Origin of the sequence: Pseudomonas sp. T8 (assembly GCF_024610635.1) — a bacterium.
GTDB classification, from domain to species: domain Bacteria; phylum Pseudomonadota; class Gammaproteobacteria; order Pseudomonadales; family Pseudomonadaceae; genus Aquipseudomonas; species Aquipseudomonas chlororaphis_I.
In genome coordinates this window covers 839,847-865,269 of record NZ_CP102374.1, presented here as the reverse complement: position 1 = coordinate 865,269, position 25,423 = coordinate 839,847, and the positions used below count along the sequence as shown (strand labels likewise).

Genomic DNA, 25,423 nt, shown 5'->3' with positions numbered 1-25,423 from the left:
TCATGAGCATAAGCATCATTGGTGCCGGGGCCATTGGCAGTGCCATCGCCAGGTTACTGACGCAGGCCGGCCTGGAAGTCAGCATCGCCAATAGCCGTGGCCCCGAAAGCCTTGCGTCGTTGATCGCCGATCTGGGGCCCAAGGCTCGAGCCGTTACGACTGCACAAGCTGCCTTGGCAGACCTGGTCTTCCTGGCGGTGAACTGGTCGAAGATCCCATCGGCACTTGTTGGCCTGGGGCCATGGGAAGGACGGGTTGTGGTGGATACCAACAATCCGATTGAGGCGCCGCTGTTCACCCCCTTTGACCTGGGAGGCAAACCTTCGACCCAGGTCGTGGCGCACAGGCTGCCCGGGGCGCGTGTGGTCAAGGCATTCAACCATCTACCGCCGCATCTGCTGGCCACCCCGAACGCCGAAGGGGGCAAGCGCGTGTTGTTCATCTCTGGCGAGCATGCGGACGCCAAGCAACAGGTCATCGAGCTGATCAGGCAATTGGGGTTCCATGGCGTCGACTTGGGTGACTTGCAGCAAGGGCAACTGGCGCAGTTTCCCGGAGGGCCTTTGCCGGCGCTCAACCTGGTCAAACATGGCTAACGAGTAGGTTCAAGGAATCCCTGGGATCAGGCCACGGGCGCCTCTTGCTCGCGGGCCTGCTTGGCGCTTGAAACGTCGACGGCGCGGGGCAGGGCGACGCCGTTCTTGGCGGCGAGGATCTCGGCCATGACGCTCACCGCAATCTCGGCGGGCGTCTTGCTGCCGATGTAGATCCCGATCGGGCCGTGCAGGCGCTGGAGCGAGGCTTGGCTCTCGCCGAAGTGTTCGATCAGGCGTTCGCGGCGCAGCTGGCTGTTGCGCCGCGAACCGATCGCGCCGATGTAGAAGGCCGGGCTGTGCAGTGCCTCGAGCAGGGCCAGGTCATCGAGCTTGGGGTCATGGCTGACGGCGACGATGCAACTGCGCAGGTCCGGGGCGAAGGCCCGGACCACATCGTCCGGCATGCCGAGCAACTGCTCCACGCCCGCCACGTTCCAGCCGCCGATATATTCCGGCCGGGGATCGCAGACCGCGACCCGGAAGCCGTTGAACAGCGCCATGGTCGCCAGGTATTCGGCCAGCGCGCCGGCCCCGATCAGCAGCAGGCGGTAGCCGGGGCCCAGGGTGTTGACCATCTGCTGGCCATCGAAGAAGAACTGTTCCGGCGCCGTGCTGGTGGCCAGGGCCACCTGGCCGGTGCCCAGGTCCAGGCTGCGGCGCACCAGCTTGCCGGCGTTGAGCTGCGCCAGCAGTTGTCCGAGGGCGGGCCTCGATGGGGTGAATTCGAGGATCAGTTCCAGGGTGCCGCCACAGGGCAGGCCAAAACGGTGGGCCTCGTCGGCGCTGATGCCGTAGCGCACCACCTGCGGCGGACCGTCCGGCAGGGCGTTGCCACTGTAGGCGCTGGTGTAGCGGTGGATCAGGTCGTCCTCGATACAGCCTCCCGAGACGCTGCCGACCACCCGACCATCGCTGCGCAGGGCCATCATCGAGCCCACGGGGCGGGGCGAGGAGCCCCAGGTGCGGGCCACGGTGGCGAGCAGGACGCGTTGGCCGGCCTGGAGCCAGTCATGGGCGGTACTCAGGACCAGTAGATCGATGCTTTCCATGGGGGCCTCTGTTGTTCATGCAAGGGGCTGCTGGCAAACCCGGTCCTGGTGGAGAGGGATCGCCTGCAAGCCCCCGCTTTCAGCGCATGTGCAGGATGATCGGGCTGCTGCTGGCCGGGTCGGTATGCCCGCGCAGCTTGCCGACCGCTTGCGCATCGACCGCGCCTCCCTGGTTGCCCCAGGTGCCGCGCACGAAGGTCAGGACCTCGGCGATTTCCCGATCAGACAACTGCTCGCGAAAGGCCGGCATGCGGTAGGCATCCGGCACTCCGGCGGCGACCACGCGCTGCGAGCCGTTGAGGGTGATGTTGATCGCCGATGCATTCTCCTTGGCCAGCGCCGAAGTGGCTCCCGCCAAAGGCGGCATCCACTCGGCCTGGCCCTGGCCGTCCAGGCCATGGCAGGAGGCGCAGCGGGTCACGTAGGTGTGGGCTCCGGGGCTGTCCAGACGGGCGGCGGACACGGCCTGGTACTGCCAGGGCGTGCCGTCGCGCTGCGGATCGCCGGGCAGCGACTTGAGGTAGCGGGCGATCGCGGCCAGGTCCTCGTCGGCCATGAACTGGGTGGAGTTGTTGAACGCCTCGGTCATCGAGCCGTAGACCACCGCATGCTTGTTGCGCCCGGTCTTGAGGAACTGCACTATCTGCGGCTCGCTCCAGCGCCCCAATCCGCTGTTGGGGTCCTGGCGCAGGCTCGGCGCGTACCAGCCGTCGAGCAGGGCGCCGGCGAGGAACGGCGCGCCGGACTCGTCCAGGGCCTTCTCGTTGAACGCCAGGCCACGCGGGGTGTGGCAACTGCCGCAGTGGCCCGGCCCCTGGACGATGTAGGCGCCGCGGTTCCACAGCGCGTCCTCGGCGGGCTTGGCCGCGTAGGGCGTGGTCGGGGCGAACAGGCCGTTCCACAGCGCGATGGGCCAGCGCATGTTGAGCGGCCAGGGAATATCGCTGGGGACATTCGGCTGGCTGGCCGGTTGCACGCCTTTCATGAAGAACGCGTACAGCGCGCGCATGTCATCGTCGCTGAGCTTGACGTAGGACGGGTAGGGCATGGCCGGGTAGAGCCGCCGGCCGCCCGGCGCGACGCCCTGGCGCACGGCGCGGTCGAAGTCGGCCAGGCTGTAGGCGCCGATGCCGGTGTTCCGGTCGGGGGTGACGTTGGTGGCATGGATGGCCCCCAGCGGCGTGGCCATCTCCAGGCCGCCGGCGAAGGGCGCCTTGCCCGGCAGGCTGTGGCAGGCCACGCAGTCGCTGACCCGGGCGACATATTCACCGCGGCTCACCAGGGCGGGGTCGAAGCTGGCTGCCGCGGCCTGTTCCTGCTCGAAGGGCGAGGCGGGCTGGCGGGTCACATACCAGGCCAGCAGGCCTGCCGCGACCAGGCACGGCAAGGCCAGCCAGCCTGCGGTTCTTGCGAATCGGCGGTTATTCATGGGCAGTCCTTGTCGTTAGCTGAAGGTGTATCGGCTCAATGGCAGGCTACGGATGCGCTGGCCGGTCAGCCGCGCTACCGCGTTGGCCACTGCCGGCGCCACCGCGGGGAGCGGGGGCTCGCCGATGCCGCCCATCTTTTCGCCACTCTCGACAATCCGCACATGCACCCGCGCCATGCGTGAAGGCGGCAGGATCGGGTACAGGTCGTAGTTGCGCGCCCGTGGCTTGCCGTCGACGTAGACCGCTTCTTCCACCAACGCCTGGGACAACCCCAGGGCCACGGCGCCATTGACCTGGGCCTCGACGATCGCCGGGTTGACGATGCTGCCCGGGTCGATGGCCTGCCAGATGTCGTGGACCTTGACCTGGCCGCCTTCGATCGACACCTCGGCGATCACCGCCGTGTACGAGCCGAATGGCGAGGCCATGGCCACGCCGCGGGCGCGTCGAGTGCCGTCCTCGGCGGTGAACGGGCCACGCTTCCAGCCGCCGGACAGTTCGCCCACCGCCTGTAGCAGCGTGGTCAGGCGCGGGTTGTCGCGCAGCAGGTGCTGGCGGAGCTCGTAGGGGTCGCGGCCGCCTTTGTCCGCCAGTTCGTCGAGGAAAGCTTCGTAGAAGAAGTCGTTGAGCGAGTTGCCCACCGAACGCCAGTAGCCGAGCATCACCGGCCCCTTGACGTAGATCTGCGCGATGCGCTTGTTGGCAATCGCGTAGGACTTGCCCGACAGACCTTCAAGGGCCGAGGGGTCGAGTTTTTCGCCCTGCTTGCCGGCGATGGCTTCGGTGGGGCCTTCGGTGGCGCTCACCGCTTCGATCGCCACCGGCAAGCCTTCGGCGTCCAGCGCGGCGCGGAACTTGACCACGGCGACCGGGCGCAGCGCATCGCGCACGAACTCTTCCTCACGGCTCCAGATCAGCTTGACCGGACGGCCGACGGCCTTGGCCAGGGCGATGGCCTGCGGGTAGGGATTGGCCGAGTCATAGAGAAAATGCCGGCCGAAAAAACCGCCCAGCAGCGGCGAGTGCAGGGTGATCTGCGAAGCAGCAAGGCCGGTGCGCCTGGCGATGTCGTCACGGAACATGTCCGGTGCCTGGTTGGGCAGCCAGACCTCCAGCGAACCGTCGGGGTTGTAGCGCGCCAGGGCCGAAGGCGGCTCCAGCTGGGCGTGGTTGAGGTACTGGTTGTGGTAGGTGGCCTCGACCCGGGTCTTGGCGCTGGCCAGGGCGGCGGCCACGTCGCCTTCGTTCTCGTCGTCGCGGGCCGGGCCTTGCTGGGCGGCGAGAAAATCGCGGAACGCATCGCTGGAAAAATCGGCGGGCATCGCCCGCACCTTCGAATCGGCCGCTGCTTCCAGCCAGTCGACCTGGATCGCTTCCACTGCGCGCTTGGCGTGCCACCAACGTTCGGCGACCACGGCCACCGCGCCGGGCAACTGGTGAACGGAGTGCACACCCTTCATGGCCTTGACCTGGGCCTCGTTGCGCAGGCTGCCCACGGTCATGCCCAGGCGCGGCGCGTGCTGCACGGCGGCGTGGAGCATGCCGTCGACCTTCAGGTCGATGCTGTACAGCGCCTTGCCGGTGGATTTCTCGTAGGCATCGACGCGCCGCACCGGCTTGCCGATCCAGCGGAACTGGCTCGGGTCGCGCAGGGTGATGCTGGCCGGGTCGGGCACCGGCATATCCAGGGCACGACCGGCCAACTCGCCGTAGCCCAGGGAGCGACCGGAAGCGGCATGCAGCACCCGGCCAGGCGCGGTGGACAACTCGGCCACCGGTACGCCCAGTTGTTCGGCGCCGGCCTGCAGCAGCATGGCGCGGGCGAGGGCGCCCAGGCGGCGCATGGTCGGGTAGCTCATGCGCACCGACATGCTGCCGCCGGTGATGCGCATGCCATTCTCCATCACCACGTAGGCTTCGCCAGGCGGCGCGGCCTCGACCACGAAGGTGGCGGGATCGGCATCCAGCTCTTCACCGACGATCTGGGCCATGGCGGTGTGGGTGCCTTGTCCGCCTTCCATGAAGGGGCTGAGCAGGCGCACGGTGCCATCCGGGCGAATCTCGAGAAACGCCGGAACCTGGGTCCCGCGTTCCGCGGCGGTGGCCGTGGCGGCCAGGGCCCTGGCCGAGCCAAGCGGCAGGCCGAAACCGAGCACCAGCGCACCCACGGCGGTACCGGTCAGAAAGCGCCGGCGGGACAGGTTGACCGGCTCGTCCAGCGCCAGGTTCAGAAGTTCATTAGCGGAGTCGATGGGCTTGTTCATCAGGCGCTTTCCTTCTTGGCAGGCTGTGCGGCCAGGTCATGCACGGCGGTGCGGATGGCGTTGTAGGTGCCGCAGCGGCACAGGTTGACCATCGCCGCATCGATCTGCGCATCACTGGGCGCGGCGTTGTGCTTGAGCAGCGCGGTGGCCGCCATCACCTGCCCGGACTGGCAGTAGCCGCACTGCGCCACCTGATGTTCGACCCAGGCGGACACCACACGCTTGCCGACCTCGTCCGTTTCGATCGCCTCGATGGTGGTCACCTCGCGGCCGACCACCCCGGCCACCGGGGTGACGCAGGCGCGCACCACGTTGCCGTCCACCAGCACGGAGCAAGCGCCGCACTGGGCCAGGCCGCAGCCGTACTTGGTGCCGGTCAGGCCCAGGTCATCGCGGATCACCCACAGCAACGGCGTGTCGGCGTCGGCATCGACCTGATAGGTCTTCTGGTTGATTCGTAGTTCCATGGCTCACCTGCTGATCATCGGTTGGTGTGTCGTTGTTTTTTCTTCAGGGAGGCGCTACGAGGCGCCTCCTTGGTCAAGAAACGCGGGTAAAGGCGCGGGTACGCCAAGCCGTTACCCCGTGCGCCGGGCTGGCCGCAAGCACGTTGGAGTGGGCCGGCAGGCCCGGTGAGATAACGGGAAAATGCGAGGAGGTGTCGAGAGTGTGTGCCAGGGGCAATGCCTGGCCGGCGCTGGCGTGGGTCATGGCGGCTGGCTCCTAGTGACCGGAACTCTAGCCCAGGGGCCAAGGGTTTCCTATCCGATACCCGGCAAGCTCAGAGGATCAGGCAAGTATTCCAGAGGATTGCGCAAAAGCTGGGGGGCTTGGCTGGCTGGAGTAACCGCACAGGGTAGGGGGATGGGGCAGTTGCTCAGGAGGAGGGCGAGGAGGGAGAGCGTCGCGATGAACCATCGGGCCGCGCAACCTGTGCGCGACCCGACGGGTTTGTCCCTGCTTAGATCCGGTGGATCTGGGTGATGTGCGGCTTGCCTTTGATAGGCGCGTAGATTTCCACTACCGCTTGCCAACTTTCCGACGAGCCAGGCAGCGTCGCTTTCGATTGATAGCGATAGTTCGTGCCGTTGACGACCTGGGTCGAAACCAGTTCAGGTGTGTACTGCACACCCACGAACCCGGCCAGGGCTTCTTTGAATACTTCCTGATCCTTTGGGGTCAGTTTGTGATAAGGAGTCCATCCGCCAACAAAGTTCTCTTGAGCCGACATACGATATATCTCCATATATAAGTTCCTACTCGTCTGGCTTTTCGGAGTCCGCCCCGTTTATTGAATGGTTTCCGGAATCCATTGTGCCGGGTGGTTTTCCCGAGTGCTGTTCCTCGTGGAACAGGGCGTTTGGGAGAGCACCGGCACGTACTGCACACATCGCGCACTGCAGGCCAGCAAGTGGCGAGCGCGAATGTCGGGTCATGGAGGATGAGGTGGTAGTCGTCGGCTTCAGATCCTTGTCCCCGATAGAAACAGCCTTCGATGAACGATGACTGCCAGACCTCCATGTCTTGTCCGCAGCAGCTCTGCTTATGGGGCATGCCGCTGGATGGCCTTAAGCTATCAGGCATCGGCGGAAAGTCTGTGCGCATTTGGCTGTCCGAGCTGTAAGGCGTTGGCTATTGGCTACCAACGGCCACAGGCATTGTCGTTAGAGCGTCGATTTGCCAATGGACGCTCCGCCATCGACAAACAATGTCTGGCCAGTGATAAAGCCGCTCTGTTCCGATAACAGGAAAGCAATGGCCGCCGCGATTTCATCCGGCTGACCGAGCCTGCCCATGGGAACGCTCGCCAGGTAACGTGCTTCACCGTCGCTGCCGAGCGGATTCCCGGCGCGGAACAACTCGGTTTCCGTGGGGCCTGGAGCAACGGCGTTGACGGTGATCCCGCTGGTTGCCAGCTCCAATGCCCAGGAGCGCGTGAAGCTGACCAGCGCGGCTTTTGCCGCGGCATAGGCGGTGCGGTGCGGGATCCCCAGGATGGTCAGGCTGGAGATATTGACGATCCTTCCCCAGCCTCGATTGCGCATCCCCGGCAGCAAGGCTTGCGTTGCCTGCAAGGCGCTATGCAGGTTGATCCGCATGACTTCATCAAAATCGTCGAGCTGTACATCGCCCAATGCCTGCGGGCGCACCAGGCCAACGTTATTGATCAAGCCATCGAAGGCATAACGTGAAACCAGCCCCGGCAGCGTTTTTTCGGTCTGCTCCCGGTCGCCCAGATCGAGGGCAACAAGGGTGCCGGGAAAGTCTGGATCGTCGCTGTTGCGAGCGATGCCGACCACATGGTGGCCCGCTTGGGACAATTGGTTCGCAAGCGCACGGCCGATGCCTTTGCTGGCTCCGGTGATAAGGAAAGTACGAGTTTTCATTGCGATGCTCCAAACACCCGGCAACATCCGGGATTGGGGGAGGGGACAGGTTCATAACCAGGATGTGGTATTCGCGATGGCTGCAGTCAATGCAATACGAGGCGATTCAGGTCGGGTCCAGAAATAATCAGGAGAGCCGTTGTCGCCCCTGCCTGGATACTCTAGTGAGGCGCGCCGTGACGATAAACCACCCCTGGTGGAATTCATCTGGACTTAAAAAGCAATATTCACAGTCGGCTTTGCCGATCATTCAACCGGCTCTGAAGCAGAAATGGCTGTCTGCGTAACCCCAACTGCTTCTGGCATTCCAGCGGGGACATGCCGAACCAGCGATTGAATGCTCGGGAAAAGGTGCTGACGTCGGCGTAGCCGAGCAGTTGCGCCACGTGGGTCATGCTGATCGAGGGGATTTTCAGGTAGTTGTGCACCATTCCCTGGCGGGTCTCATCCAGCAGTCGCTGGAAGGAGGTACCTTCCTGCGCCAGGCGGCGCTGCAGTGTGCGTGGGTTTATCGCCATGCAGTCGGCAACCCGCTCGATCGTGACCCGACCGCTGGGCAACAGGTTGCGCAGCAATTGCCTGACGTAGCCCGGCATTTCGTCCGCGGCCAGGCGCTCCATGCCGCTCAGATGTTCAGCCATCAGTTGGTGCAGGGTTTCATCGGCAAGACTCAGTGGCAGCGCCAGCACCGAGGCGTCGAACAGCAGCCCGGTGTGGGCCGCGGCGAACGTCGGCGTAATACCCAGCGCCCGCCGATAGGCCGACTCATTGCCAAGGGGAGGGTGGCGAAGCAGCACCGCCTTGGGTTGCCAGTCTCCGCCTGCCAAGGTGCGCATCAGTCGCAGGCCGACACCACAGGCCAGCTCTTCTGCCTGGGGCAGTCCGGGAACGGCCTGTTCACCGGCCCGATAGCTGAGGAGTGCCATGCCGTCGACGACATCCAGGCCGATTTGCGCCGCGCCGTTGTAAAACCCGTAGTGGGTCCGCAGTTCGAACAGCGCATCACCGACGGTCCTGGTGTTGTGGATCAGGTAGAAAATATCGCCAAAGACATCGATCCCCTGGTAGAGCCCATACTCCAGGCCGAACAACGCGTTGCTGGAGCTCTGCTGGCAGAGCTCCAGCAACTCGCAGTAGCGACGGAAGGACAAGATATCTTCCGGACGGCGCAGGGATGCCGGCGGCAGGGAAGCGCAGCGCAACATATGGGTCGGATCCAGACCCTGACGGGCAGCGAATTTGTCGAAACCCGCAAGGCTGAGTGCGCGAATGAAAGGATTGATCGTCATGTTCCGCCACTTCTATTGCCGATGAGGGGGTTGCAAACGCTGCTTCCACTTTTGCGGGCTCATGCCGTTCCAGCGGTGGAAGGCCCGGGAGAAGGCGCTCAGGTCCGCGTAACCGAGCATGCTGGCCAGCTGCGTCAGGCTGATCGACGAGTCGCAGATATAGCGCGTGGCCATTGCCTGACGCGTCTTGTCCAGCAGCTCCTGAAAGCCAGTGCCTTGGGCCTGAAGATAGCGCTGCAGGGTACGCGGGCTGATCATCATGTACTCGGCGACCTGGCGTATCGTCACCTGGCCGCCGGCAAGCCGGCTGCGCAACAGTTTCTGCACGTAGGACGGCAGCTCCTGCAGCGTCACCCGGGCCAGCTCGTCGATATGCTGCTGGACCAGTTGCTGGCATCTGGCATCCGTCGGGCCCAGCGGGGTCGCCAGCAGCGACTCATCGAATACCCAGGCATTGACCGGGCTGTCGAAGCGCGGAAGCACACCCAGCAGGGCCCGGTAGGCTCCGCGGTCCGCGGCGGCAGCATGGCGCAACATCAAGGCCCGCGGTTTCCAGGCGTGCCCCAGCAAGTCATGCAGCAAGTGCGCGGCCACGCCCATGGCCAGCTCCACGGTCTGCCGCACCGAGGTCAGATCGCCGTCGGTGATGTCGTACAACAGCAGGGCACTGCCGGCCTGTCGTTCGAGACGCACTTCCGCACCATCGCTATGGACATGGAAATAACGGGTCAGCAGCGTCAGCGCTTCCCCCAGGTTGCCGGTGCTGCGCATTGCGTACAGCAGCGGCCCTAGCCCTTGCGGCCCTTGGCGCAGGCCGAACTGCAGACCGAACAGGGGATTGTTCGCACGCTGTGCGCACAGCTCGATCAAGGCATTGAACTGCACGCCGGAAAGCTGCCCGGGTAACGGGTCTGCGGGCAGCTTGACCTCAGCCAGGGCCTGGGACGGATCGAGCCCCAGGCTGCTGACAAACTCAGTGAACCCAAGCAGGGCGGTGCCTCGGACAGTAGACGTCATCTCAAGCCCTCGAGTGAGCCATGGGGCGTGGCCAGGCGCGCGGCTGCCGGCCTGACACCCGCCTGTTGCCAGAGCGCCCGAGCCGAGTCGCGTCTGGCAGGATTTGCACAATAACTGGCGCGATCTGCAAAGCTTTTACCCCTGCCGGCGACCAGACTCGAATCACCAATAACAAAAGACCTGCGTTCAGCCCGAGGCTGGATGATGGAGGTATTCGATGCGCCGGTTCCTGTCCGCTTTCCTGGTTGTCGCCCTGATCTCGGGCGCCGTCTATTTTCAGTTTCAGCCTTCGAACAAGACGATTCACCATCAACCCAAGCACCCTCCGGTTGCCAGCATCAGCGAAGCGCTCGGCCATTTCTGAGGGCGCGCACTCACACCCAAAGAGCCGTTTCCGGCGTGGGCGAACGCTCGTTCGACACGCCGGGACACAGGGCTCCATGCAAAAACATCTGCTCCAGTGTGCGGGCTGAATTGGCATTGGCCGCGCGCCCGCGTTGTTCGGCATCGACCATGCCGTAGATCAGGGTGATGAACAGTTCGCTGAAGATCGCCGCGGTAATGTCGATACGAAACACGCCTTTTTGCTGGCCGCGCAGGAAAAACGCGTCCAGCGCTTCGATGTAAGGCCGCCAGCGCGCGTCGCCGCGTTCGAAGTCGAGGAAGTCGGGGCGGTATTGCACCATCAGGAACGCCAGCAGCTCACGATGGGCCAGGTGTTCTCTGATCAAGCGGCGCAGTGCCTCCAGCGGCTCGGCGTGCTGCAACCCGGCGCTCTTGATGATCCGCTCGAGCGTGCCCTCGGCGTACGCCTCCAACTGGTGTTCCAGGTTTTCCCGTGTGCCGCAGTAGCGATGCAGTGTCGCCTTGCTTACCCCTGCCAATTGCGCCAGCTCCTTCATGGTGGCGCGCGGTCGATTGACCACCGCCAAGGTCAGCGTCTTGAGCAGATGTTCATCATGGGAAGTCGGGGTCATCACCAAGCCTCGGATGGATTTTCCGGATGGGCACCTGTGCAGGTCACTATCCAGGTTTCTGAAATATGACAAATATTACCCATATGAGACATTGTTGACTCATTGGGATTTAGAAAGTAGCATTCGAGTCGTTTTCAATCAAGCCTCGGGTGATTTATGGGCAATTTGCGTGCAATAGGGATGGCAGGCTCGTTGGCAGCAGCCATTGCGCTGGCCGGATGCGGTCCGGCGAATGAACAAGAGAGCGTGGCCGAAGTGGCGCGTCCGGTAGACGTGGTAGCGGCGGTGACCGAACCCCTGGCCCTGATCTCGGAGCTGCCGGGCAGGGTCGAGCCCATGCGTGTGGCGGAAGTGCGTGCACGGGTGGCGGGGATCGTCATGAAAAAACGTTTCGAGGAGGGGGCTGATGTAAAGGCCGGCGACCTGCTGTTCCAGATCGATCCGGCGCCGCTCAAGGCGGCGGTATCGCGGGCCGAAGGCGAGCTGGCGCGTGCCCAGTCCGCAGTGCAGGAGGCGCAGGCGCGAGTCAAGCGCTACGAACCGCTGGTGAAGATCGAGGCGGTCAGTCAGCAGGACTTCGACAGTGCCACCGCCGACCTGCGCAGTGCCCAGGCCGCGACCCGTTCGGCCCAGGCCGATCTGGAAAGCGCCCGGCTGAACCTGGGTTATGCCTCGGTCACCGCGCCGATTTCCGGCCGTGTCGGCCGCGCCCTGGTAACCGAAGGCGCTCTGGTCGGCCAGGGTGATGCCACGCTGATGGCGCGGGTTCAGCAGCTCGACCCGGTGTATGTCGATTTCACTCAGTCGGCGGCGGATGCGCTGCGCCTGCGGGAATTGCTCAAGGACGGAAAACTCTCCGGCGACGACAACAAGGTGCTGTCGATCCGCGTTGAAGGCACGCCTTTCGAGCGCCAGGGCTCACTGCTGTTCACCGATGTGGCCGTGGATCGCGGCACCGGGCAGATTGTCCTGCGCGGCAAATTCGACAACGCCGACGGCACTCTGCTGCCGGGCATGTACGTGCGGGTGAGCACACCCCAGGGAACGGATAACCAGGCGATCCTCGTGCCGCAGCGCGCGGTGCAACGCACCAGCGATGGCAGCGCCCAGGTGTTCGTGGTCGGCGCGGACGAGCGGGTCGAGGCGCGCGCGGTGCGCACCGGCACCATGCAGGGTTCTCGCTGGCAGATCAGTGAAGGGTTGAAGGCGGGGGACCAGGTCATTGTCGGTGGTCTGGCCGGCCTGCAACCGGGTGCCAAGGTCACGCCTAGCCAGTCGCAGGCCCAGGCTCAGTTGCCTGAGTCGAAACAGTAAGGCCGAGTTCGCCGCGAGGATTTTCCGATGTCTCAATTCTTCATCAAGCGCCCGAACTTCGCCTGGGTCGTGGCGCTGTTCATTTCACTGGCGGGCCTGCTGGTCATTTCCAAGCTGCCGGTGGCGCAGTACCCCAGCGTCGCGCCGCCGCAGATCACCATCACTGCCACCTATCCCGGCGCCTCGGCGAAGGTGTTGGTGGACTCGGTCACCACCGTGCTCGAGGAGTCGCTCAACGGTGCCAAGGGCCTGCTCTACTTCGAGTCGACCAACAACTCCAACGGCGTGGCCGAGATCGTGGTCACGTTCCAGCCCGGGACCGACCCGGACCTGGCCCAGGTGGACGTGCAAAACCGCCTGAAGAAGGCCGAGGCGCGCATGCCGCAAGCCGTGCTGACCCAGGGCTTGCAGGTCGAGCAGTCCAGTGCCGGCTTCCTGCTGATCTACGCCCTCAGCTACAAGGAAGATGTGGAGCGTAGCGATACCACGGCGCTGGGTGACTACGCCGCGCGCAACATCAACAACGAGCTGCGGCGCCTGCCGGGCGTCGGCAAGTTGCAGTTCTTCTCCTCCGAAGCGGCGATGCGCGTCTGGATCGACCCACAGAAACTGGTGGGCTACGGGCTGTCCATCGACGACGTGAGCAATGCCATTCGTGGCCAGAACGTCCAGGTGCCGGCCGGTGCCTTCGGTGCCGCTCCGGGCAGCTCCCAGCAGGAGCTGACCGCGACGCTGGCGGTCAAGGGGACCCTGGACAATCCGGATGAGTTCGGCCAGATCGTGCTGCGCGCCAACGAAGACGGCTCCCTGCTGAAGCTGGCCGATGTCGCGCGCCTGGAAGTCGGCAAGGAGAGCTACAACCTTTCCTCGCGCCTGAACGGCAAGCCGACCGTGGGCGGCGCGATCCAGCTGTCGCCTGGCGCCAACGCCATTGAGACCGCCACCCTGGTGAAGGCGCGCCTCGCCGAGCTGTCGGCATTCTTCCCCGACGACATGGAGTATTCCGTACCCTACGACACCTCGCGCTTCGTCGACGTGGCCATCGAGAAGGTGATCCACACCCTGATCGAGGCGATGGTCCTGGTGTTCCTGGTGATGTTCCTGTTCCTGCAGAACGTGCGCTATACGCTGATTCCATCGATCGTGGTGCCGGTGTGCCTGCTGGGTACGCTGCTGGTGATGTACCTGCTGGGCTTCTCGGTGAACATGATGACCATGTTCGGCATGGTCCTGGCCATCGGTATCCTGGTGGACGACGCCATCGTGGTGGTGGAGAACGTCGAACGGATCATGGCGGAAGAGGGGCTCTCTCCGGCCGAGGCCACGATCAAGGCGATGCAGCAGGTCTCCGGGGCCATCATCGGCATTACCCTGGTGCTGTCGGCGGTGTTCCTGCCGCTGGCGTTCATGGCCGGTTCGGTGGGTGTCATCTACCAGCAGTTTTCGGTATCGCTGTCGGTATCGATCCTGTTCTCCGGTTTCCTTGCCCTGACCTTCACCCCGGCGCTGTGCGCCACGCTGCTCAAGCCGATTCCCGAGGGGCACCACGAGAAGCGCGGCTTCTTCGGCGCCTTCAACCGGGGTTTCGCCCGCGCCACCGAACGCTACTCGTTCCTGAACACGAAGCTGGTGGCGCGCACCTCGCGCTTCATGCTGGTGTACGTCGGCATCATCGCCGTACTCGGCTATTTCTACCTGCGCCTGCCGGAAGCCTTCGTGCCTTCGGAAGACCTGGGCTACATGGTGGTCGACGTGCAACTGCCGCCCGGCGCAGCCCGCTCCCGTACCGACACCACCGGTGAAGAACTCGAGCGTTTCCTCAAGTCCCGCGAGGCGGTGGCCTCGGTGTTCCTGGTCTCGGGCTTCAGCTTCTCCGGCCAGGGTGACAACGCTGCGCTGGCCTTCCCGACCTTCAAGGACTGGTCGCAACGCAGTGCGCAACAGTCGGCCGAGGCGGAAATCGCGGCGGTCAACGAACATTTCGCAATGCCTGGCGATGGCTCCATCATGGCCGTGTCGCCACCGCCCATCGATGGCCTGGGCAACTCCGGCGGTTTCGCGCTGCGCTTGATGGATCGCGGCGGCCTTGGCCGCGAGGCGTTGCTGCAAGCCCGGGATACGCTGCTCAGCCAGGTCTATGGCAACCCCAAGTTCCTCTACGCGATGATGGAAGGCCTGGCCGAGGCGCCACAGCTGCGCCTGGTGATCGACCGCGAGAAGGCACGCACCCTGGGTGTGAACTTCGAGACCATCAGCGGCACGCTGTCCTCGGCTTTCGGCTCGGACGTGATCAATGACTTCACCAACGCCGGGCGTCAGCAGCGCGTGGTGATCCAGGCCGAGCAGGGCGCACGGATGACTCCGGAGAGCGTGCTCAAGCTGTATGTGCCCAACGCCAAGGGCGACCTGGTACCGCTCAGCGCCTTCGTGACCATGAAGTGGGAGGAGGGGCCGGTCCAACTGGTGCGCTACAACGGCTATCCGTCGATCCGCATCGTTGGCGACGCCGGGCCCGGTTTCAGTACCGGCCAGGCCATGGAAGAAATCGAGCGCCTGGCCTCGCAGTTGCCGGCCGGTATCGGCTACGAATGGACCGGCCTGTCCTATCAGGAGAAGGTTTCCAGCGGCCAGGCGACGCAACTGTTCGCCCTCGCCATCCTGGTGGTGTTCCTGTTGCTGGTGGCTCTTTACGAGAGCTGGGCGATCCCCCTGACGGTGATGCTGATCGTACCGATCGGCGCGATCGGCTCGGTGCTCGCGGTCATGGTGGTCGGCCTGCCCAACGATGTGTACTTCAAGGTCGGCCTGATCACCATCATCGGCCTGGCGGCGAAGAACGCGATCCTCATCGTCGAGTTCGCCAAGGAACTGTGGGAGCAGGGCTACAGCCTGCGCGACGCGGCGATCGAGGCGGCCCGCCTGCGTTTCCGGCCGATCATCATGACCTCCATGGCCTTCATTCTCGGCGTGGTGCCCCTGGCGCTGGCCACCGGTGCCGGCGCGGCCAGTCAGCGCGCGATCGGTACCGGGGTGATCGGCGGCATGCTCAGCGCGACCTTGCTGGGTGTGCTCTTCGTACCGATCTGCTTTGTCTGGGTGCTGTCAATGCTGCGCAGCAAACCGGCCCCCATCGAACAACCGGCCCTGGCCCAGGAGTGACTCCATGCGTATCTCAGCCTTTTCTACGCTTCTGATCGCCATGGCGCTGGGCGGGTGCTCGCTGGCGCCCACCTATGAACGTCCTGTCGCGCCGGTGGCCGACAGTTGGAGCGGCCAGGCCCATCAGCGGGGCAGTGCAGTCAACGAGATGGTCTGGCAAACCTTTATCGTCGACCCCGACCTGCGCCGCCTGGTCACGACCGCGCTGGACAACAACCGCTCGCTGCGCCAGACGCTGCTGGACATCGAGCAGGCCCGGGCGCAGTACCGGATCCAGCGTGCCGACCGGGTGCCGGGGCTGAACGCGGGTGCTTCGGGCAATCGCCAGAGAGTACCGGCCGACCTGTCCAACAACGGCAGGTCGGGCGTAGTCAGCAGCTATCAGGTGGGCTTGTCGCTGCCTGAATACGAGCTGGACCTGTTCGGTCGGGTGAAGAGCCTCAGCGATGCCGCGTTGCAGGAATACCTTGCCACCGAAGAAGCCGCGCGTGCTGCGCAGATCGCCCTGATCGCCGAGGTCAGCCAGGCTTACCTGATTCATGATGGCGCCCTGCGCCGCCTGGACCTGACGCAACAGACCCTGGCCAGCCGCGAGTATTCTTTCGCCCTGATCAGCCAGCGTCGCTCGGCCGGTACCGCGACCGCGCTGGACTACCAGGAGGCCTTGGGCCTGGTGGAGCAGTCCCGCGCCGAAGAGGAAAGCAATCAACGGCAGAAGCAGCAGGCGTTCAACGCGCTGGTTCTGCTGCTCGGCACCGCGGACGCCGCGAAGTCGATACCTCAAGGTGTGCGCAAGGAACCGATGCTGGTCCAGGACATCGCGCCGGGCACCCCCTCGGCGCTGATCGAGCGGCGCCCGGACATCCTCGCCGCCGAGCATCGCCTGCAGGCGCGTAACGCCGATATCGGCGCGGCGCGCGCGGCGTTCTTCCCGCGCATCAGCCTGACCGGCAGCTTCGGCACCTCCAGCGCACAGATGTCCGGTCTGTTCGATGGCGGTTCGCGCTCCTGGAGCTTCGTGCCGAACCTGTCCCTGCCGTTGTTCGACGCCGGTCGCAACAGTGCCGGCCTGAGCCTCGCCGAAGCCCGCAAGGACTCCGCCGTGGCGGCGTACGAAGGCACTATCCAGACGGCGTTTCGCGAAGTGGCGGACGCCCTGGCGGCCACCGATACCCTGCGTCGGGAAGAGGCGGCCCGGCGCGCCCTGGCCGACACCAGCAGCGAGTCGCTGAAGCTGGCCAAGGCCCGGTATGAAGGGGGCGTGGACAGTCACCTGCGTTATCTGGACGCCCAGCGCAGCAGCTTCGTCAACGAGACGCTGTTCATCGAAGCCAGCACTCAGCGGCAGATTGCCCTGGTCGACCTGTTCCGCTCCCTGGGCGGGGGCTGGCCGTCTGCACGACACCAGGCCGAGCAGGCCAGCAGATAAGGGTCGGCAATAACTTCCTGGGTTGGCGCATCCAACCGAGCTTTAGCCCCGTGGACCTTCAGGTCGCGGGGCTTTTTTTGGCCTGCGCCATGGCTGGAGAATGGGGCAGTAGAGCGGGGCAGCGATGTCGATTGATAAGCCTGGAGCAGGCTACTTGGGGCTCACCGCCGCGGCTGCGCCATGCAGGAACATCTGTTCCAGCACGTTGGCTGAATTGGCGCTGGCCGCGCGACCGCGGCGTTCGGCATCGATCATGCCGAAGACCATGGTCAGGAACAGTTCGCTGAAGACCGCAGCGGTGATGTCGATGCGAAAGGCGCCCGCTTGCTGGCCACGCAGGAAGAACGCATCCAGGGCATCGATGTAGGGTTGCAGGCCTGTAGCTTCACCATTTATGCCGAAGGTGTCGGGGCGATACTGGAACAGCAGGAATACCAGCATTTCGCGGTGCGCCGGGGCCAGGTGTTCGTTAATCAGGCCACGCAGTGCTTCCTGAGGTTCATCCTGCTGCAGATTGGTGGCAGCGATGATCCGGTTGAGCACCGTATCGCCGTGGCTTTCCAGGATCTGCACCAGATTGTCGCGAGTGCCGCAGAAGCGGTGCAGGGTGGCCTTGCTCACCCCGGCGGATTCAGCCAGTTCCTTGAGCGTCGCCCGAGGGTGGTCGACAATGGCCAGCGCCAGCGCCTTGATGAGTCGTTCGTCTTGAGGGGTCAGGGACATCAGTCGGTCTCGGATCAAATTTCAATGGCTGGTATTGTGCAGGAAAAGCTCATTGCTTCAACGAAAAGCGATGAAGATACTTCATCTGAGACATTATTTCCTCAGGCAATCCATGAGGAAATCTCTCTTCTCGTTCCCGTACCCGTCACCGCGCACTGACCTCCAGGGCGCGGTTTCGCCGCGGCTGGACAATCGCCATGGTCAGGTTTTTTGAGCGTCATGATCTGCATATTCTGTGGCGTGATCTGCAAAGCTTTTGCCTGTACCAGCCCCCAGAATCGAAACCCTCAATAACAAAAGACACTACATTTGGCCCCGGCCGAATGACGGAGGTTTTCGATGCGCCCATTCCTTTTTTCCTGCCTGGCCGTGACGCTGGTTTCACTCGCCGTCTACTCCATTCACTCGTTTTACTCGCTGGCTTCCTTTGGCTCTGTGGCTTCGGGGGCCGCCGCCAGCTCCCCGCAGAATTACCCCGTTGCCAGCATCGGCGAAGTCTTCAGGAACTTTTGACGACCAGGGCCCCATGAGCCCACGAGCGCATGCGCGGCGACAGCCCCGATGAAATGCACAACACCCGTTCGCAGTCCTGGTAATACCAATTAAGGATCTCCCATGTGCGACCTGATCCACTTCCGTCTCGAAGGCAGCCTGGCCTTGATCGGCCTGTCCCGTCCGCCGGTCAATGCACTCAGCCAACCGCTGCGCGCCGCCATCATTGAGGCGTGCGAGCGCGCGGCGGCTGACATCAGGGTGCAGGCCATCATTCTTTATGGCGAGCATGGCCTGTTCAGTGCCGGTGCCGACATCGGCGAATTCGGCACCGAGGCCTGTTTTGCCGAGCCGGACCTGCCCAGCACCCTGGTCCGCCTGACCGAAATCCCCAAGCCCCTGGTTGCCGCCATGGGCAAGCTGGCGCTGGGCGGCGCCCTGGAGCTGGCCCTGGCCTGCGGATACCGGATGGGGGAGCCGGGCACCCGGGTCGGCCTGTCGGAAATCAACCTGGGCCTGCTGCCCGGGGCGGGCGGGACCCAGCGCCTGCCCAGGCTGATCGGTGCCGAGTCGGCGCTGAACCTGATTCTTTCGGGTGAACAGATAGACGCCGAACGCGCCCGCATGCTGGGTATCCTCGACCGCATCGCCAGCAGCGCCGAGCAGTTGCTCGATGAGGCATGCGCTTATGCCAACGAGTTGATCGAGTGCGGTGCACCGGCGCGCCCGGCGGAGGCCTGGCCGAAGCCGGCCGAGGACCTGCCGGACGACTTCCTCGCGCGCTACCGCGCCGAGCACGAACCTCGCTGGAAAAGCCGCCTGGCCCCGCGCCTGGTGCTCTCGGCGCTGGAGGCCGCCTGCCTGTTGCCGCTGGAAGAGGGGCTCACCCGCGAGTTGGCGCTGTTCAAGCAGGCCGAAGCGTCCCGCCAGTCGAAGGCGCTACGCCATGTGTTCTTCGCTGAGCGCGAGGCCGGGCGCGTTCCAGGTATCGGGCCGGACATTACCCCGCGCAAGCTGGACAAGGTCGCGGTCATCGGCGCCGGCCCCCTGGGTGCCGGCATTGCCATGAGCTTTGCCGACGTCGGTATCCCCGTGGCCCTGCTTGAGCCCGAGGGTGGCGCGCTGGATCGCGGCCTGATGCAGATCCGCAAGCTCTACCAGGCCAGCGTCAAGCACGGAAAAATGAGCGCCGCACAGCTGCAGCAACGCATGGACCTGCTGTTCGGCACCCTTGACTACGAAGATCTGGCCGACGCCGACCTGGTTATTGAAGCGCTGTACGAGAAGCCGGGCGTCAAGCGGCAGGTGTTCCTCAGCCTGGAACAGGTCTGCAAGCCAGGCGCGATTCTCGCAACCAGCACGTCGTCGCTGGATATCGATGCCATCGCGGCGAGCCTCGGTCGTCCGCAGGATGTGATCGGCCTGCATTTTTTCAGCCCGGCCAATGTCATGCGCCTGGTGGAAGTCGTGCGCGGCAAGGCCACCGCGCCAGAGGTGCTGGCCAGCGCCATGCAGATCGCCAAGCGGATCGGCAAGCTGCCGGTGATCTCCGGCGCCGGCCAGGGTGCTATCGGCGAGCGCATGCTCGAGCCCTATGCACGCGAAGCCCATCGCCTGGTACTGGAAGGCGCAACGCCGGCGCAGGTCGATAGCGTACTCACAGGCCTGGACTTGAACATGGGAGTGTTCAGCATGCTGGACCTGGCCGGCATCGACGTGAGCTTCCTGACGCGCGACGCCAATCGCGCCGCCACGGCCCATGATCAGAGCTACTGCTGCATCGCGCAGGAACTGTGCGCCCTGGGACGCTACGGGCAGAAGACCGGGCGGGGTTTCTACCTCTACGAGGGCCAGAACCGCCAGGAAGACTACGAGGTAACCGCGCTGGCAGAACAGCTTGCCGGTGAGCTTGACGTTCCCCGGCGCGCGATCGAAGACCTGGAAATACATGATCGCTGCCTGTTCATGCTGATCAACGAGGGCATCCAGCTACTGGACGAGGGTATCGCCCTGCGGGCCAGCGACATCGATCTGGTGTGGATCAACGGCTACGGTTTTCCCGCCCATCTTGGCGGCCCGCTGCATTACGCCGAGCAACTGGGGCTGGACCAGGTGCTTTGCGGCATCCTCCACTATCGCCAGGCTCTCGGTGAGTACGGCCAGATGTGGTTCCGCCCGGCGGCGCTGCTGGAGCGCCTGGTCGCCGCTGGCAAGACCCGCATCGAACGAATCTGAAGATTCCCCCTTTCTCCGGGGGAGGGCGAGGCCTGGGGGCGACCACGCATCAACCTCAGCCTGGCCCGATCCCGAAGAAAGAGGGTCCAACCTGCCTGCACAACACCCTGTGCATTGTCCGCGCAAGACGTGCCGCCATTCTTTATCGAGGTGTACCGATGAGTCACGATTTCGCCCAGAACTTTTCCCTCGCCGACCGGACCGTGCTGATCACCGGCGCGTCGAGCGGCATCGGTGCGCACCTGGCGCGGATTGCCGCTCGCGCCGGTGCCCGCGTGGTACTGGCGGCGCGGCGCCTCGATCGGCTCGAGCAAGTGGCCAGGGATGTCGAGTGGGAGTGCGCCCAGGTGCTGTCGGTCGCTCTCGACGTCACCGATCGGGCCAGCGTCGAGGCAGCTTTCGACGCTGCCGAGGCGCGTTTCGGAGTGGTCGATGTGGTGCTCAACAACGCTGGCATCGGTAACGGCCAGCGCCCGCTGGAGATCAGCGAAGAGGAATGGCGCGCCATGCTGGCGACCAACCTGGACGGCGTCTGGCGGGTGGCCCAGGTCGCCGCGCAACGGCTGGCCAAGGCCGGGCGTGGTGGCAGCATCGTCAACATCGCGTCGATACTCGGGCTGCGCGTCGGCATTGGCTACAGCCATTACTGCGCCGCCAAGGCCGGCGTGGTGCAACTGACCAAGTCACTGGCGCTGGAGCTCGCGCGCTACCGGATCCGGGTCAACGCCATTGCCCCGGGCTACTTCAAGACCGAGATGAATGCCGCGTTCTTCGAGAGTGACAAGGCCAAGAGCTACATCCGTGACCTGATTCCCATGCGCCGCCTGGGCCAGCTTCATGAGCTGGAGGGACCGTTCCTGCTGCTCGCCAGCGATGCCGGTGGGTTCATGACCGGGAGCGTACTGGCCGTGGATGGAGGCCATCTGGTCAGCAGCATTTGATAGGCCTGTTGATGTTCGAACAGGACTCAGTGACTGGCCACCAACAGTGCCAGCGCCTTGCAGGCTGTCTCGGTTTCGCTCTCCAGGCGCGCCAGGTCGTCATGGGCGGACCAGGCAATGATCAGGCCATCGACCAGGTGAATGAGCAGGCGGCTTGCGGCCTGTAGAAAGGGCTTTTCGAGCTGCGCCCCCATGGCGCGCTCCAGGGCCTGCTCCGTTGCTTCTATAGCAACCGAGTAGATCTTGTTCGCCAGCTCGGGATTGTTGCGCATCGCCCAGAAAAACAGCTCGGTTTGCGCCCTGGCCACGTCGGGGTGGCTGGTAAGCCAGGCAATCAATTGGCGAAGCACCTCGGCAGCCTTTTCCGCGGCCGTGGTACCCGTGGGTACGTGTTCCAGGGCTTGATGGGGCAGATCGAAAAGCGACTCATAGACCGCATAGAAGAGGTCGTCCTTGGTGTGGAACACGTAGTGCAGCGACGCCAGCGGGCAGCCGGCGGCAGCGGCGATGCGCCGCGTGGTTGCATTGGCGACCCCGTGTTCGGCAATGACCTTGACCGTCGCCTCGACGAAATCCTGCCTGCGTAATTCAGCACCCATTCTGGCCATGGATCAGCAATCTCCCCTAGTGCGCTCGCGCCGTACCTGCGGCTTTGGCGGTGTCAGTGCTGGCGGATGCTACAGCAAGCGCTCCGAGCGCGTCAGGGCCTGCGGAGCATCACAGTGATGTGTATGCCTGTTTGAACCAATTTAGGTAACAAGTGTTTCGTGAATTCCCATTCTGGTGCGATCCGACGAAACAAACCGCGGCAGGGCAGGACAGCATTTCGTCCGCCGAATCCATTGCCCGAACTTAAACACTTGATACAAAAAGAGAAATCCAAAGCCATGGAATCTTGGCATCAGGTTTGCCTCTTGATCAATGGACTTGGTCATTTGATCAAGTCAGTTGACTAGATTAGCCCAGGCAACGTGTTGCGGCTTTCCCGGAGCGCACGCTGCCGCTCGAGGCCCATGAGGATCTTCCAATGAAAGACGTGATTGAGTACCCGGGCGCCGGGATTTCCATCGGTGGTGGAACCAGGCAACTGATCCTGGCATTGGCCGTATCGGCTGTCATGTGCAGCGCTCAGGCAGCGGACAAGGATCCGGCGTCACTGGGCAGCAAGCTGACGCCCTTGGGCGGGGAGGTCGCGGCCAGCGCCGATGGGGTGATCCCGGCCTGGACGGCGCCGGGCCCGCAGGCGGTTGGCTGGAGCCATGGCCAGCCGCGGGGCCAACACTGGAAGTTCAAGGGCGACAAGCCACTCTTCAGCATCGATTCGAGCAATGTCGCGAAATACGCGAGCAAGCTCTCTCCTGGCCAGGTGGAACTGTTCAAGAAGATCCCGGGGTATCGCATGGACGTGTACCCGACCCGTCGCAGCTGCGGCGTACCGGATTTCGTCGCGGACAACACCAAGAAGAATGTCGGCTTCGCCAAGCTGGACGCCGATGGCCTGGCACTGCAGGAAGCCTACGTACCCGGCATTCCGTTCCCGTTCCCGAGCAACGGCGCCGAGGTGATGTGGAACATGAAGATGCGTTACCGGGGCGTTGGCTTTGAAATGTCCAAGACCGTTTCCGGCATCTCGCCACGCAAAGGCAGTGAGGACTGGCTGCGTACCTCGACCGACTGGTTCATGTATACGCCGTGGGGAGAAAAGGGCAGCGCGTTGTTCTCTTCGGTCGATCGCCTGGAAGTCGCCACCTACTTCTCCTACTACGATCCCGCCGCCCTTGCCGGGCAGGCCGGCGTGGTGACGACCAAGGCTGGCGAGCAGGCCAGCACCTTCTATTACTTCCCCGGTCAGCGCCGTGTGCGTCGCATGCCGGCCTATTCCTATGACGCGCCGCAAATCGGCCTGGACAACCAGTACACCATCGATGAGTCGAACGTGTTCTTCGGGCCGATGGATCGCTTCGACTGGAAGCTGGTCGGCAAGCAGGAGTTGCTGGTGCCTTACAACGCCTTCGGCCCCTACGACAACTTGGCGAAAATCGAGGATGTGGCCAAGCGTGATTACATCGCCCCCGAATCCCGCCGCTATGAATTGCATCGCGTCTGGGTGGTCGAGGCCACCGTGCGTCCGGGCATGCGCCACCAGGCACCGAAGCGCCTGTTCTATATCGATGAGGACAGCTGGAACGCCCTGATGGCAGTCGATTACGACAAGCAGGGGCAAATCTGGAAAGTCCGTGAAGGCTACACCATTCCTGTCTACGAGACCGGTACCTGCGACATGGAAGCCCAGGCGCAATACAACCTGGTCGACGGTCGCTACCTGTACGACATGACCTCCATAGGCGTGGGCAAGAACGACCACCGCTGGCTCACCGAAAGTACCGGCAACCCGCGACTCAAGCGTGACTTCTATACCTCCGACAATCTGCGCGCCACCAGCGAACGCTAACCGCGGCCTATCGAGAACTGACATGAAAAGAATAATTACCAAAGCCTCAGGTCTTGTCATTGCGTGTGCAACCCCTCTGGCGATGGGGTTCACGTTTGAAACCGAAAACATCCGGGGCTCGTTCGACTCCACCATCGCCATGGGCATGGGCCTGCGTACCGAGTCCCCAGGCTGCAACCTGATCACCAGTGGCGCCAGCGGACACCATCCGCCCAGCGGCTGCCTGTCGCCCAGCGCGGGCATCGGCGACCAGGGCAACATGAACTACGACAAGGGCGACCTGTTCACCAACTACCTCAAGGGCACCCATGAGCTGCTGCTGAAGTTCCCCGAGGACTACACCTTCATGGCGCGCGGCAGCTGGATCCGTGACTTCGCCGCGACCGACACCAGCGGTGCGTTGTCGGCCACCAGCCCGGAGAGCGTGGGCAGCGACGGCCTCACCAGCAGCGCCCGCGACGATCTCAAGTTCAAGGCCCGCCTGCTGGACCTGTGGGTGAGCAAGAGTTTCGATGTCGGCGAGCAGCACGTCCGGGCCAGGCTCGGCAACCAGGTGATCAACTGGGGCGAGAGCCTGTTTGCCGCCGGCGGCATCAACAACACCAACTCCTACGATGTCATGGCCCTGTCGCGGCCGGGCACCCAGCTCAAGGAAGCCTTGTTGCCAGCGCCGATGCTGAGCCTCGCTTCGGGCCTGGGGGCTGGCGTCAACATCGAGGCTTACTGGCAGTTCGGCTGGAACAAGAGCGAGATGCCGCCCGTGGGCAGCTACTGGTCCACCACCCATGCGCTGGGCGAGGGCAGGGGGGCTTATGGGTACGACGAAAAGGACGCCCGCGACAGCGGCCAGTGGGGTATCTCGCTGCGCTGGCAGCCCCAGGACAGCGACCTGAACCTCGGCCTCTATGTGATGCGTTATCACGACAAGCTGCCGTCCCTGACCATGCAGGTGCTGGACCCGGACACCTTCGCCCTGGCGCAGAAGTGGGAGTACCCGGAAGACCGCATGCTCTATGGCATCAGCGCCAACATGCCGATCGGCGACTGGGCCGTGGGCACCGAGCTGTCGTACCGCCCCAAGGATGCGGTACCGCTCAACCCGGTGATCGATGCCTGCACCAGCAACGGTGGCAAATGCTGGAAGGATGAGAAGAAGTTCCAGTGGCACCTGACCGGTATCTACAGCCTGACCCCGTCCAACTCGCCGAGACTGCTCGACTTCACCGGCGCCAGCACCGGCACGCTGCTGACCGAATTGGTCGTCGTCAAATACCCGGGCTTGCATGACAACTACAACGGCGAACCGATCTCCGCCGGCTTGAACACCTGGCAGCTGGATCCGGCCACGGCGCCGACGGCCAAGGGCAACAAGACCTCTTCGGGGATAAGCCTCGACTTCAGCCTGACCTACGACAACACGCTGATCCCGGGCTGGCAGGTCACGCCGGGGGTGTTCTATTCGCAGTCGCTCAAGGGCCGCACGCCCAACCTGTCGGCGACCTTCACCGAGGATGCCAGCAGCATGAACCTGTACCTCAACTTTGTGCGCAACCCGGCGAGTTGGCAGGTTTCCTTCAACTACGCGAAGTTCTCGGGGGGCAAGACTCCCTACGACCAACTGTTGCGTGACCGCGACTACGTCGGTCTTGTGGTTTCCCGAACCCTGTGA

21 protein-coding genes are annotated in these 25,423 nt (G+C 64.0%); 10 read left to right on the top strand and 11 right to left on the bottom strand.

The features are described from left to right. The first annotated feature begins 2 nt into the window (after positions 1-2). On the top strand, positions 3-596 hold the full coding sequence (locus tag NRG23_RS03700; protein ID WP_016702995.1) for an NADPH-dependent F420 reductase: 594 nt from the start codon (positions 3-5) through the stop codon (positions 594-596). 26 nt (positions 597-622) lie between these two features. Here the strand turns inward: NRG23_RS03700 and NRG23_RS03695 are convergent, their stop codons facing one another. From NRG23_RS03695 to NRG23_RS03660, 8 genes are all read right to left on the bottom strand, one after another. After that, entirely contained in the window at positions 623-1,645 is a 1,023-nt protein-coding gene (locus NRG23_RS03695; RefSeq protein ID WP_257373782.1) for an XdhC family protein, read from the bottom strand. A gap of 79 nt (positions 1,646-1,724) precedes the next feature. Continuing rightward, a complete protein-coding gene (locus tag NRG23_RS03690) occupies positions 1,725-3,074 on the bottom strand; it encodes a cytochrome c (protein ID WP_257373781.1) in 1,350 nt (449 codons plus the stop codon). A 15-nt stretch (positions 3,075-3,089) separates the two neighbouring features. Next, on the bottom strand, positions 3,090-5,339 hold the full coding sequence (locus NRG23_RS03685) for a molybdopterin cofactor-binding domain-containing protein (RefSeq protein ID WP_257373780.1): 2,250 nt from the start codon (positions 5,337-5,339) through the stop codon (positions 3,090-3,092). Next, complete coding sequence (locus NRG23_RS03680; RefSeq protein ID WP_009049030.1) at positions 5,339-5,806, bottom strand: (2Fe-2S)-binding protein; 468 nt, start codon at positions 5,804-5,806, stop codon at positions 5,339-5,341. Before NRG23_RS03680 ends, NRG23_RS03685 begins: the two co-directional genes overlap by 1 nt. A gap of 494 nt (positions 5,807-6,300) precedes the next feature. Beyond that, positions 6,301-6,570 (bottom strand): hypothetical protein, encoded by a 270-nt coding sequence (locus NRG23_RS03675; RefSeq protein WP_009049031.1) that lies wholly within the window; start codon positions 6,568-6,570, stop codon positions 6,301-6,303. 433 nt (positions 6,571-7,003) lie between these two features. Beyond that, a complete protein-coding gene (locus tag NRG23_RS03670; protein WP_124340174.1) occupies positions 7,004-7,726 on the bottom strand; it encodes an SDR family oxidoreductase in 723 nt (240 codons plus the stop codon). 227 nt (positions 7,727-7,953) lie between these two features. Next, positions 7,954-9,015 carry an AraC family transcriptional regulator gene (locus NRG23_RS03665; protein ID WP_135006609.1) on the bottom strand — a complete coding sequence of 354 codons (1,062 nt, stop codon included), beginning with the start codon at positions 9,013-9,015 and terminating at the stop codon, positions 7,954-7,956. 12 nt (positions 9,016-9,027) lie between these two features. Further along, on the bottom strand, positions 9,028-10,032 hold the full coding sequence (locus NRG23_RS03660; RefSeq protein WP_257373779.1) for an AraC family transcriptional regulator: 1,005 nt from the start codon (positions 10,030-10,032) through the stop codon (positions 9,028-9,030). A gap of 217 nt (positions 10,033-10,249) precedes the next feature. Between NRG23_RS03660 and NRG23_RS03655 the strand changes: the two genes are divergently transcribed. After that, a complete protein-coding gene (locus tag NRG23_RS03655; RefSeq protein ID WP_016703002.1) occupies positions 10,250-10,396 on the top strand; it encodes a hypothetical protein in 147 nt (48 codons plus the stop codon). 10 nt (positions 10,397-10,406) lie between these two features. On the opposite strand, the gene NRG23_RS03650 is transcribed toward NRG23_RS03655, so the two are convergent. Next, positions 10,407-11,009, bottom strand: a complete 603-nt coding sequence (locus tag NRG23_RS03650; protein ID WP_009049035.1) for a TetR/AcrR family transcriptional regulator — start codon at positions 11,007-11,009, stop codon at positions 10,407-10,409. A 156-nt stretch (positions 11,010-11,165) separates the two neighbouring features. On the opposite strand from NRG23_RS03650, the gene NRG23_RS03645 reads away from it, so the two are divergent. The 3 genes from NRG23_RS03645 to NRG23_RS03635 are packed head-to-tail and all read left to right on the top strand — an operon-like array spanning position 11,166 to position 16,911. Beyond that, on the top strand, positions 11,166-12,323 hold the full coding sequence (locus tag NRG23_RS03645; RefSeq protein WP_009049036.1) for a MexC family multidrug efflux RND transporter periplasmic adaptor subunit: 1,158 nt from the start codon (positions 11,166-11,168) through the stop codon (positions 12,321-12,323). A gap of 27 nt (positions 12,324-12,350) precedes the next feature. Next, complete coding sequence (locus NRG23_RS03640) at positions 12,351-15,482, top strand: efflux RND transporter permease subunit (RefSeq protein ID WP_009049037.1); 3,132 nt, start codon at positions 12,351-12,353, stop codon at positions 15,480-15,482. Between the two features lie 4 nt (positions 15,483-15,486). Beyond that, entirely contained in the window at positions 15,487-16,911 is a 1,425-nt protein-coding gene (locus tag NRG23_RS03635) for an efflux transporter outer membrane subunit (protein WP_009049038.1), read from the top strand. Between the two features lie 150 nt (positions 16,912-17,061). Here NRG23_RS03635 and NRG23_RS03630 read toward each other — a convergent pair whose 3' ends face one another. Beyond that, positions 17,062-17,634 carry a TetR/AcrR family transcriptional regulator gene (locus tag NRG23_RS03630; RefSeq protein WP_009049039.1) on the bottom strand — a complete coding sequence of 191 codons (573 nt, stop codon included), beginning with the start codon at positions 17,632-17,634 and terminating at the stop codon, positions 17,062-17,064. Positions 17,635-17,973: 339 nt separating this feature from the next. Here NRG23_RS03630 and NRG23_RS03625 point away from each other — a divergent pair, with 339 nt between their 5' ends. From NRG23_RS03625 to NRG23_RS03615, 3 genes are all read left to right on the top strand, one after another. Beyond that, positions 17,974-18,147, top strand: a complete 174-nt coding sequence (locus NRG23_RS03625) for a hypothetical protein (RefSeq protein ID WP_016703004.1) — start codon at positions 17,974-17,976, stop codon at positions 18,145-18,147. A gap of 102 nt (positions 18,148-18,249) precedes the next feature. Continuing rightward, positions 18,250-20,361: a 3-hydroxyacyl-CoA dehydrogenase NAD-binding domain-containing protein gene (locus NRG23_RS03620; protein WP_257373778.1), complete on the top strand. Its 2,112-nt coding sequence runs from the start codon at positions 18,250-18,252 to the stop codon at positions 20,359-20,361. A gap of 158 nt (positions 20,362-20,519) precedes the next feature. After that, complete coding sequence (locus NRG23_RS03615) at positions 20,520-21,302, top strand: SDR family NAD(P)-dependent oxidoreductase (protein ID WP_257373777.1); 783 nt, start codon at positions 20,520-20,522, stop codon at positions 21,300-21,302. 26 nt (positions 21,303-21,328) lie between these two features. On the opposite strand, the gene NRG23_RS03610 is transcribed toward NRG23_RS03615, so the two are convergent. Further along, entirely contained in the window at positions 21,329-21,910 is a 582-nt protein-coding gene (locus NRG23_RS03610; protein WP_028683984.1) for a TetR/AcrR family transcriptional regulator, read from the bottom strand. A gap of 419 nt (positions 21,911-22,329) precedes the next feature. Between NRG23_RS03610 and NRG23_RS03605 the strand changes: the two genes are divergently transcribed. After that, on the top strand, positions 22,330-23,754 hold the full coding sequence (locus NRG23_RS03605) for a DUF1329 domain-containing protein (protein ID WP_009049043.1): 1,425 nt from the start codon (positions 22,330-22,332) through the stop codon (positions 23,752-23,754). A gap of 82 nt (positions 23,755-23,836) precedes the next feature. After that, on the top strand, positions 23,837-25,423 hold the full coding sequence (locus NRG23_RS03600) for a DUF1302 domain-containing protein (RefSeq protein WP_009049044.1): 1,587 nt from the start codon (positions 23,837-23,839) through the stop codon (positions 25,421-25,423).

Bases quoted from the DNA above. Each gene is read 5' to 3' on its own strand.
- NRG23_RS03600 (WP_009049044.1), top strand. From the start codon at position 23,837: ATGGGGTTCACGTTTGAAACCGAAAACATCCGGGGCTCGTTCGACTCC.
- NRG23_RS03665 (WP_135006609.1), bottom strand. From the start codon at position 9,015: ATGACGATCAATCCTTTCATTCGCGCACTCAGCCTTGCGGGTTTCGAC.
- NRG23_RS03630 (WP_009049039.1), bottom strand. From the start codon at position 17,634: ATGTCCCTGACCCCTCAAGACGAACGACTCATCAAGGCGCTGGCGCTG.
- NRG23_RS03615 (WP_257373777.1), top strand. From the start codon at position 20,520: ATGAGTCACGATTTCGCCCAGAACTTTTCCCTCGCCGACCGGACCGTG.
- NRG23_RS03670 (WP_124340174.1), bottom strand. From the start codon at position 7,726: ATGAAAACTCGTACTTTCCTTATCACCGGAGCCAGCAAAGGCATCGGC.
- NRG23_RS03625 (WP_016703004.1), top strand. From the start codon at position 17,974: ATGCGCCCATTCCTTTTTTCCTGCCTGGCCGTGACGCTGGTTTCACTC.
- NRG23_RS03605 (WP_009049043.1), top strand. From the start codon at position 22,330: ATGAAAGACGTGATTGAGTACCCGGGCGCCGGGATTTCCATCGGTGGT.
- NRG23_RS03655 (WP_016703002.1), top strand. From the start codon at position 10,250: ATGCGCCGGTTCCTGTCCGCTTTCCTGGTTGTCGCCCTGATCTCGGGC.
- NRG23_RS03680 (WP_009049030.1), bottom strand. From the start codon at position 5,806: ATGGAACTACGAATCAACCAGAAGACCTATCAGGTCGATGCCGACGCC.
- NRG23_RS03685 (WP_257373780.1), bottom strand. From the start codon at position 5,339: ATGAACAAGCCCATCGACTCCGCTAATGAACTTCTGAACCTGGCGCTG.
- NRG23_RS03700 (WP_016702995.1), top strand. From the start codon at position 3: ATGAGCATAAGCATCATTGGTGCCGGGGCCATTGGCAGTGCCATCGCC.
- NRG23_RS03660 (WP_257373779.1), bottom strand. From the start codon at position 10,032: ATGACGTCTACTGTCCGAGGCACCGCCCTGCTTGGGTTCACTGAGTTT.
- NRG23_RS03650 (WP_009049035.1), bottom strand. From the start codon at position 11,009: ATGACCCCGACTTCCCATGATGAACATCTGCTCAAGACGCTGACCTTG.
- NRG23_RS03695 (WP_257373782.1), bottom strand. From the start codon at position 1,645: ATGGAAAGCATCGATCTACTGGTCCTGAGTACCGCCCATGACTGGCTC.
- NRG23_RS03620 (WP_257373778.1), top strand. From the start codon at position 18,250: ATGTGCGACCTGATCCACTTCCGTCTCGAAGGCAGCCTGGCCTTGATC.
- NRG23_RS03610 (WP_028683984.1), bottom strand. From the start codon at position 21,910: ATGGCCAGAATGGGTGCTGAATTACGCAGGCAGGATTTCGTCGAGGCG.
- NRG23_RS03640 (WP_009049037.1), top strand. From the start codon at position 12,351: ATGTCTCAATTCTTCATCAAGCGCCCGAACTTCGCCTGGGTCGTGGCG.
- NRG23_RS03645 (WP_009049036.1), top strand. From the start codon at position 11,166: ATGGGCAATTTGCGTGCAATAGGGATGGCAGGCTCGTTGGCAGCAGCC.
- NRG23_RS03675 (WP_009049031.1), bottom strand. From the start codon at position 6,570: ATGTCGGCTCAAGAGAACTTTGTTGGCGGATGGACTCCTTATCACAAA.
- NRG23_RS03635 (WP_009049038.1), top strand. From the start codon at position 15,487: ATGCGTATCTCAGCCTTTTCTACGCTTCTGATCGCCATGGCGCTGGGC.
- NRG23_RS03690 (WP_257373781.1), bottom strand. From the start codon at position 3,074: ATGAATAACCGCCGATTCGCAAGAACCGCAGGCTGGCTGGCCTTGCCG.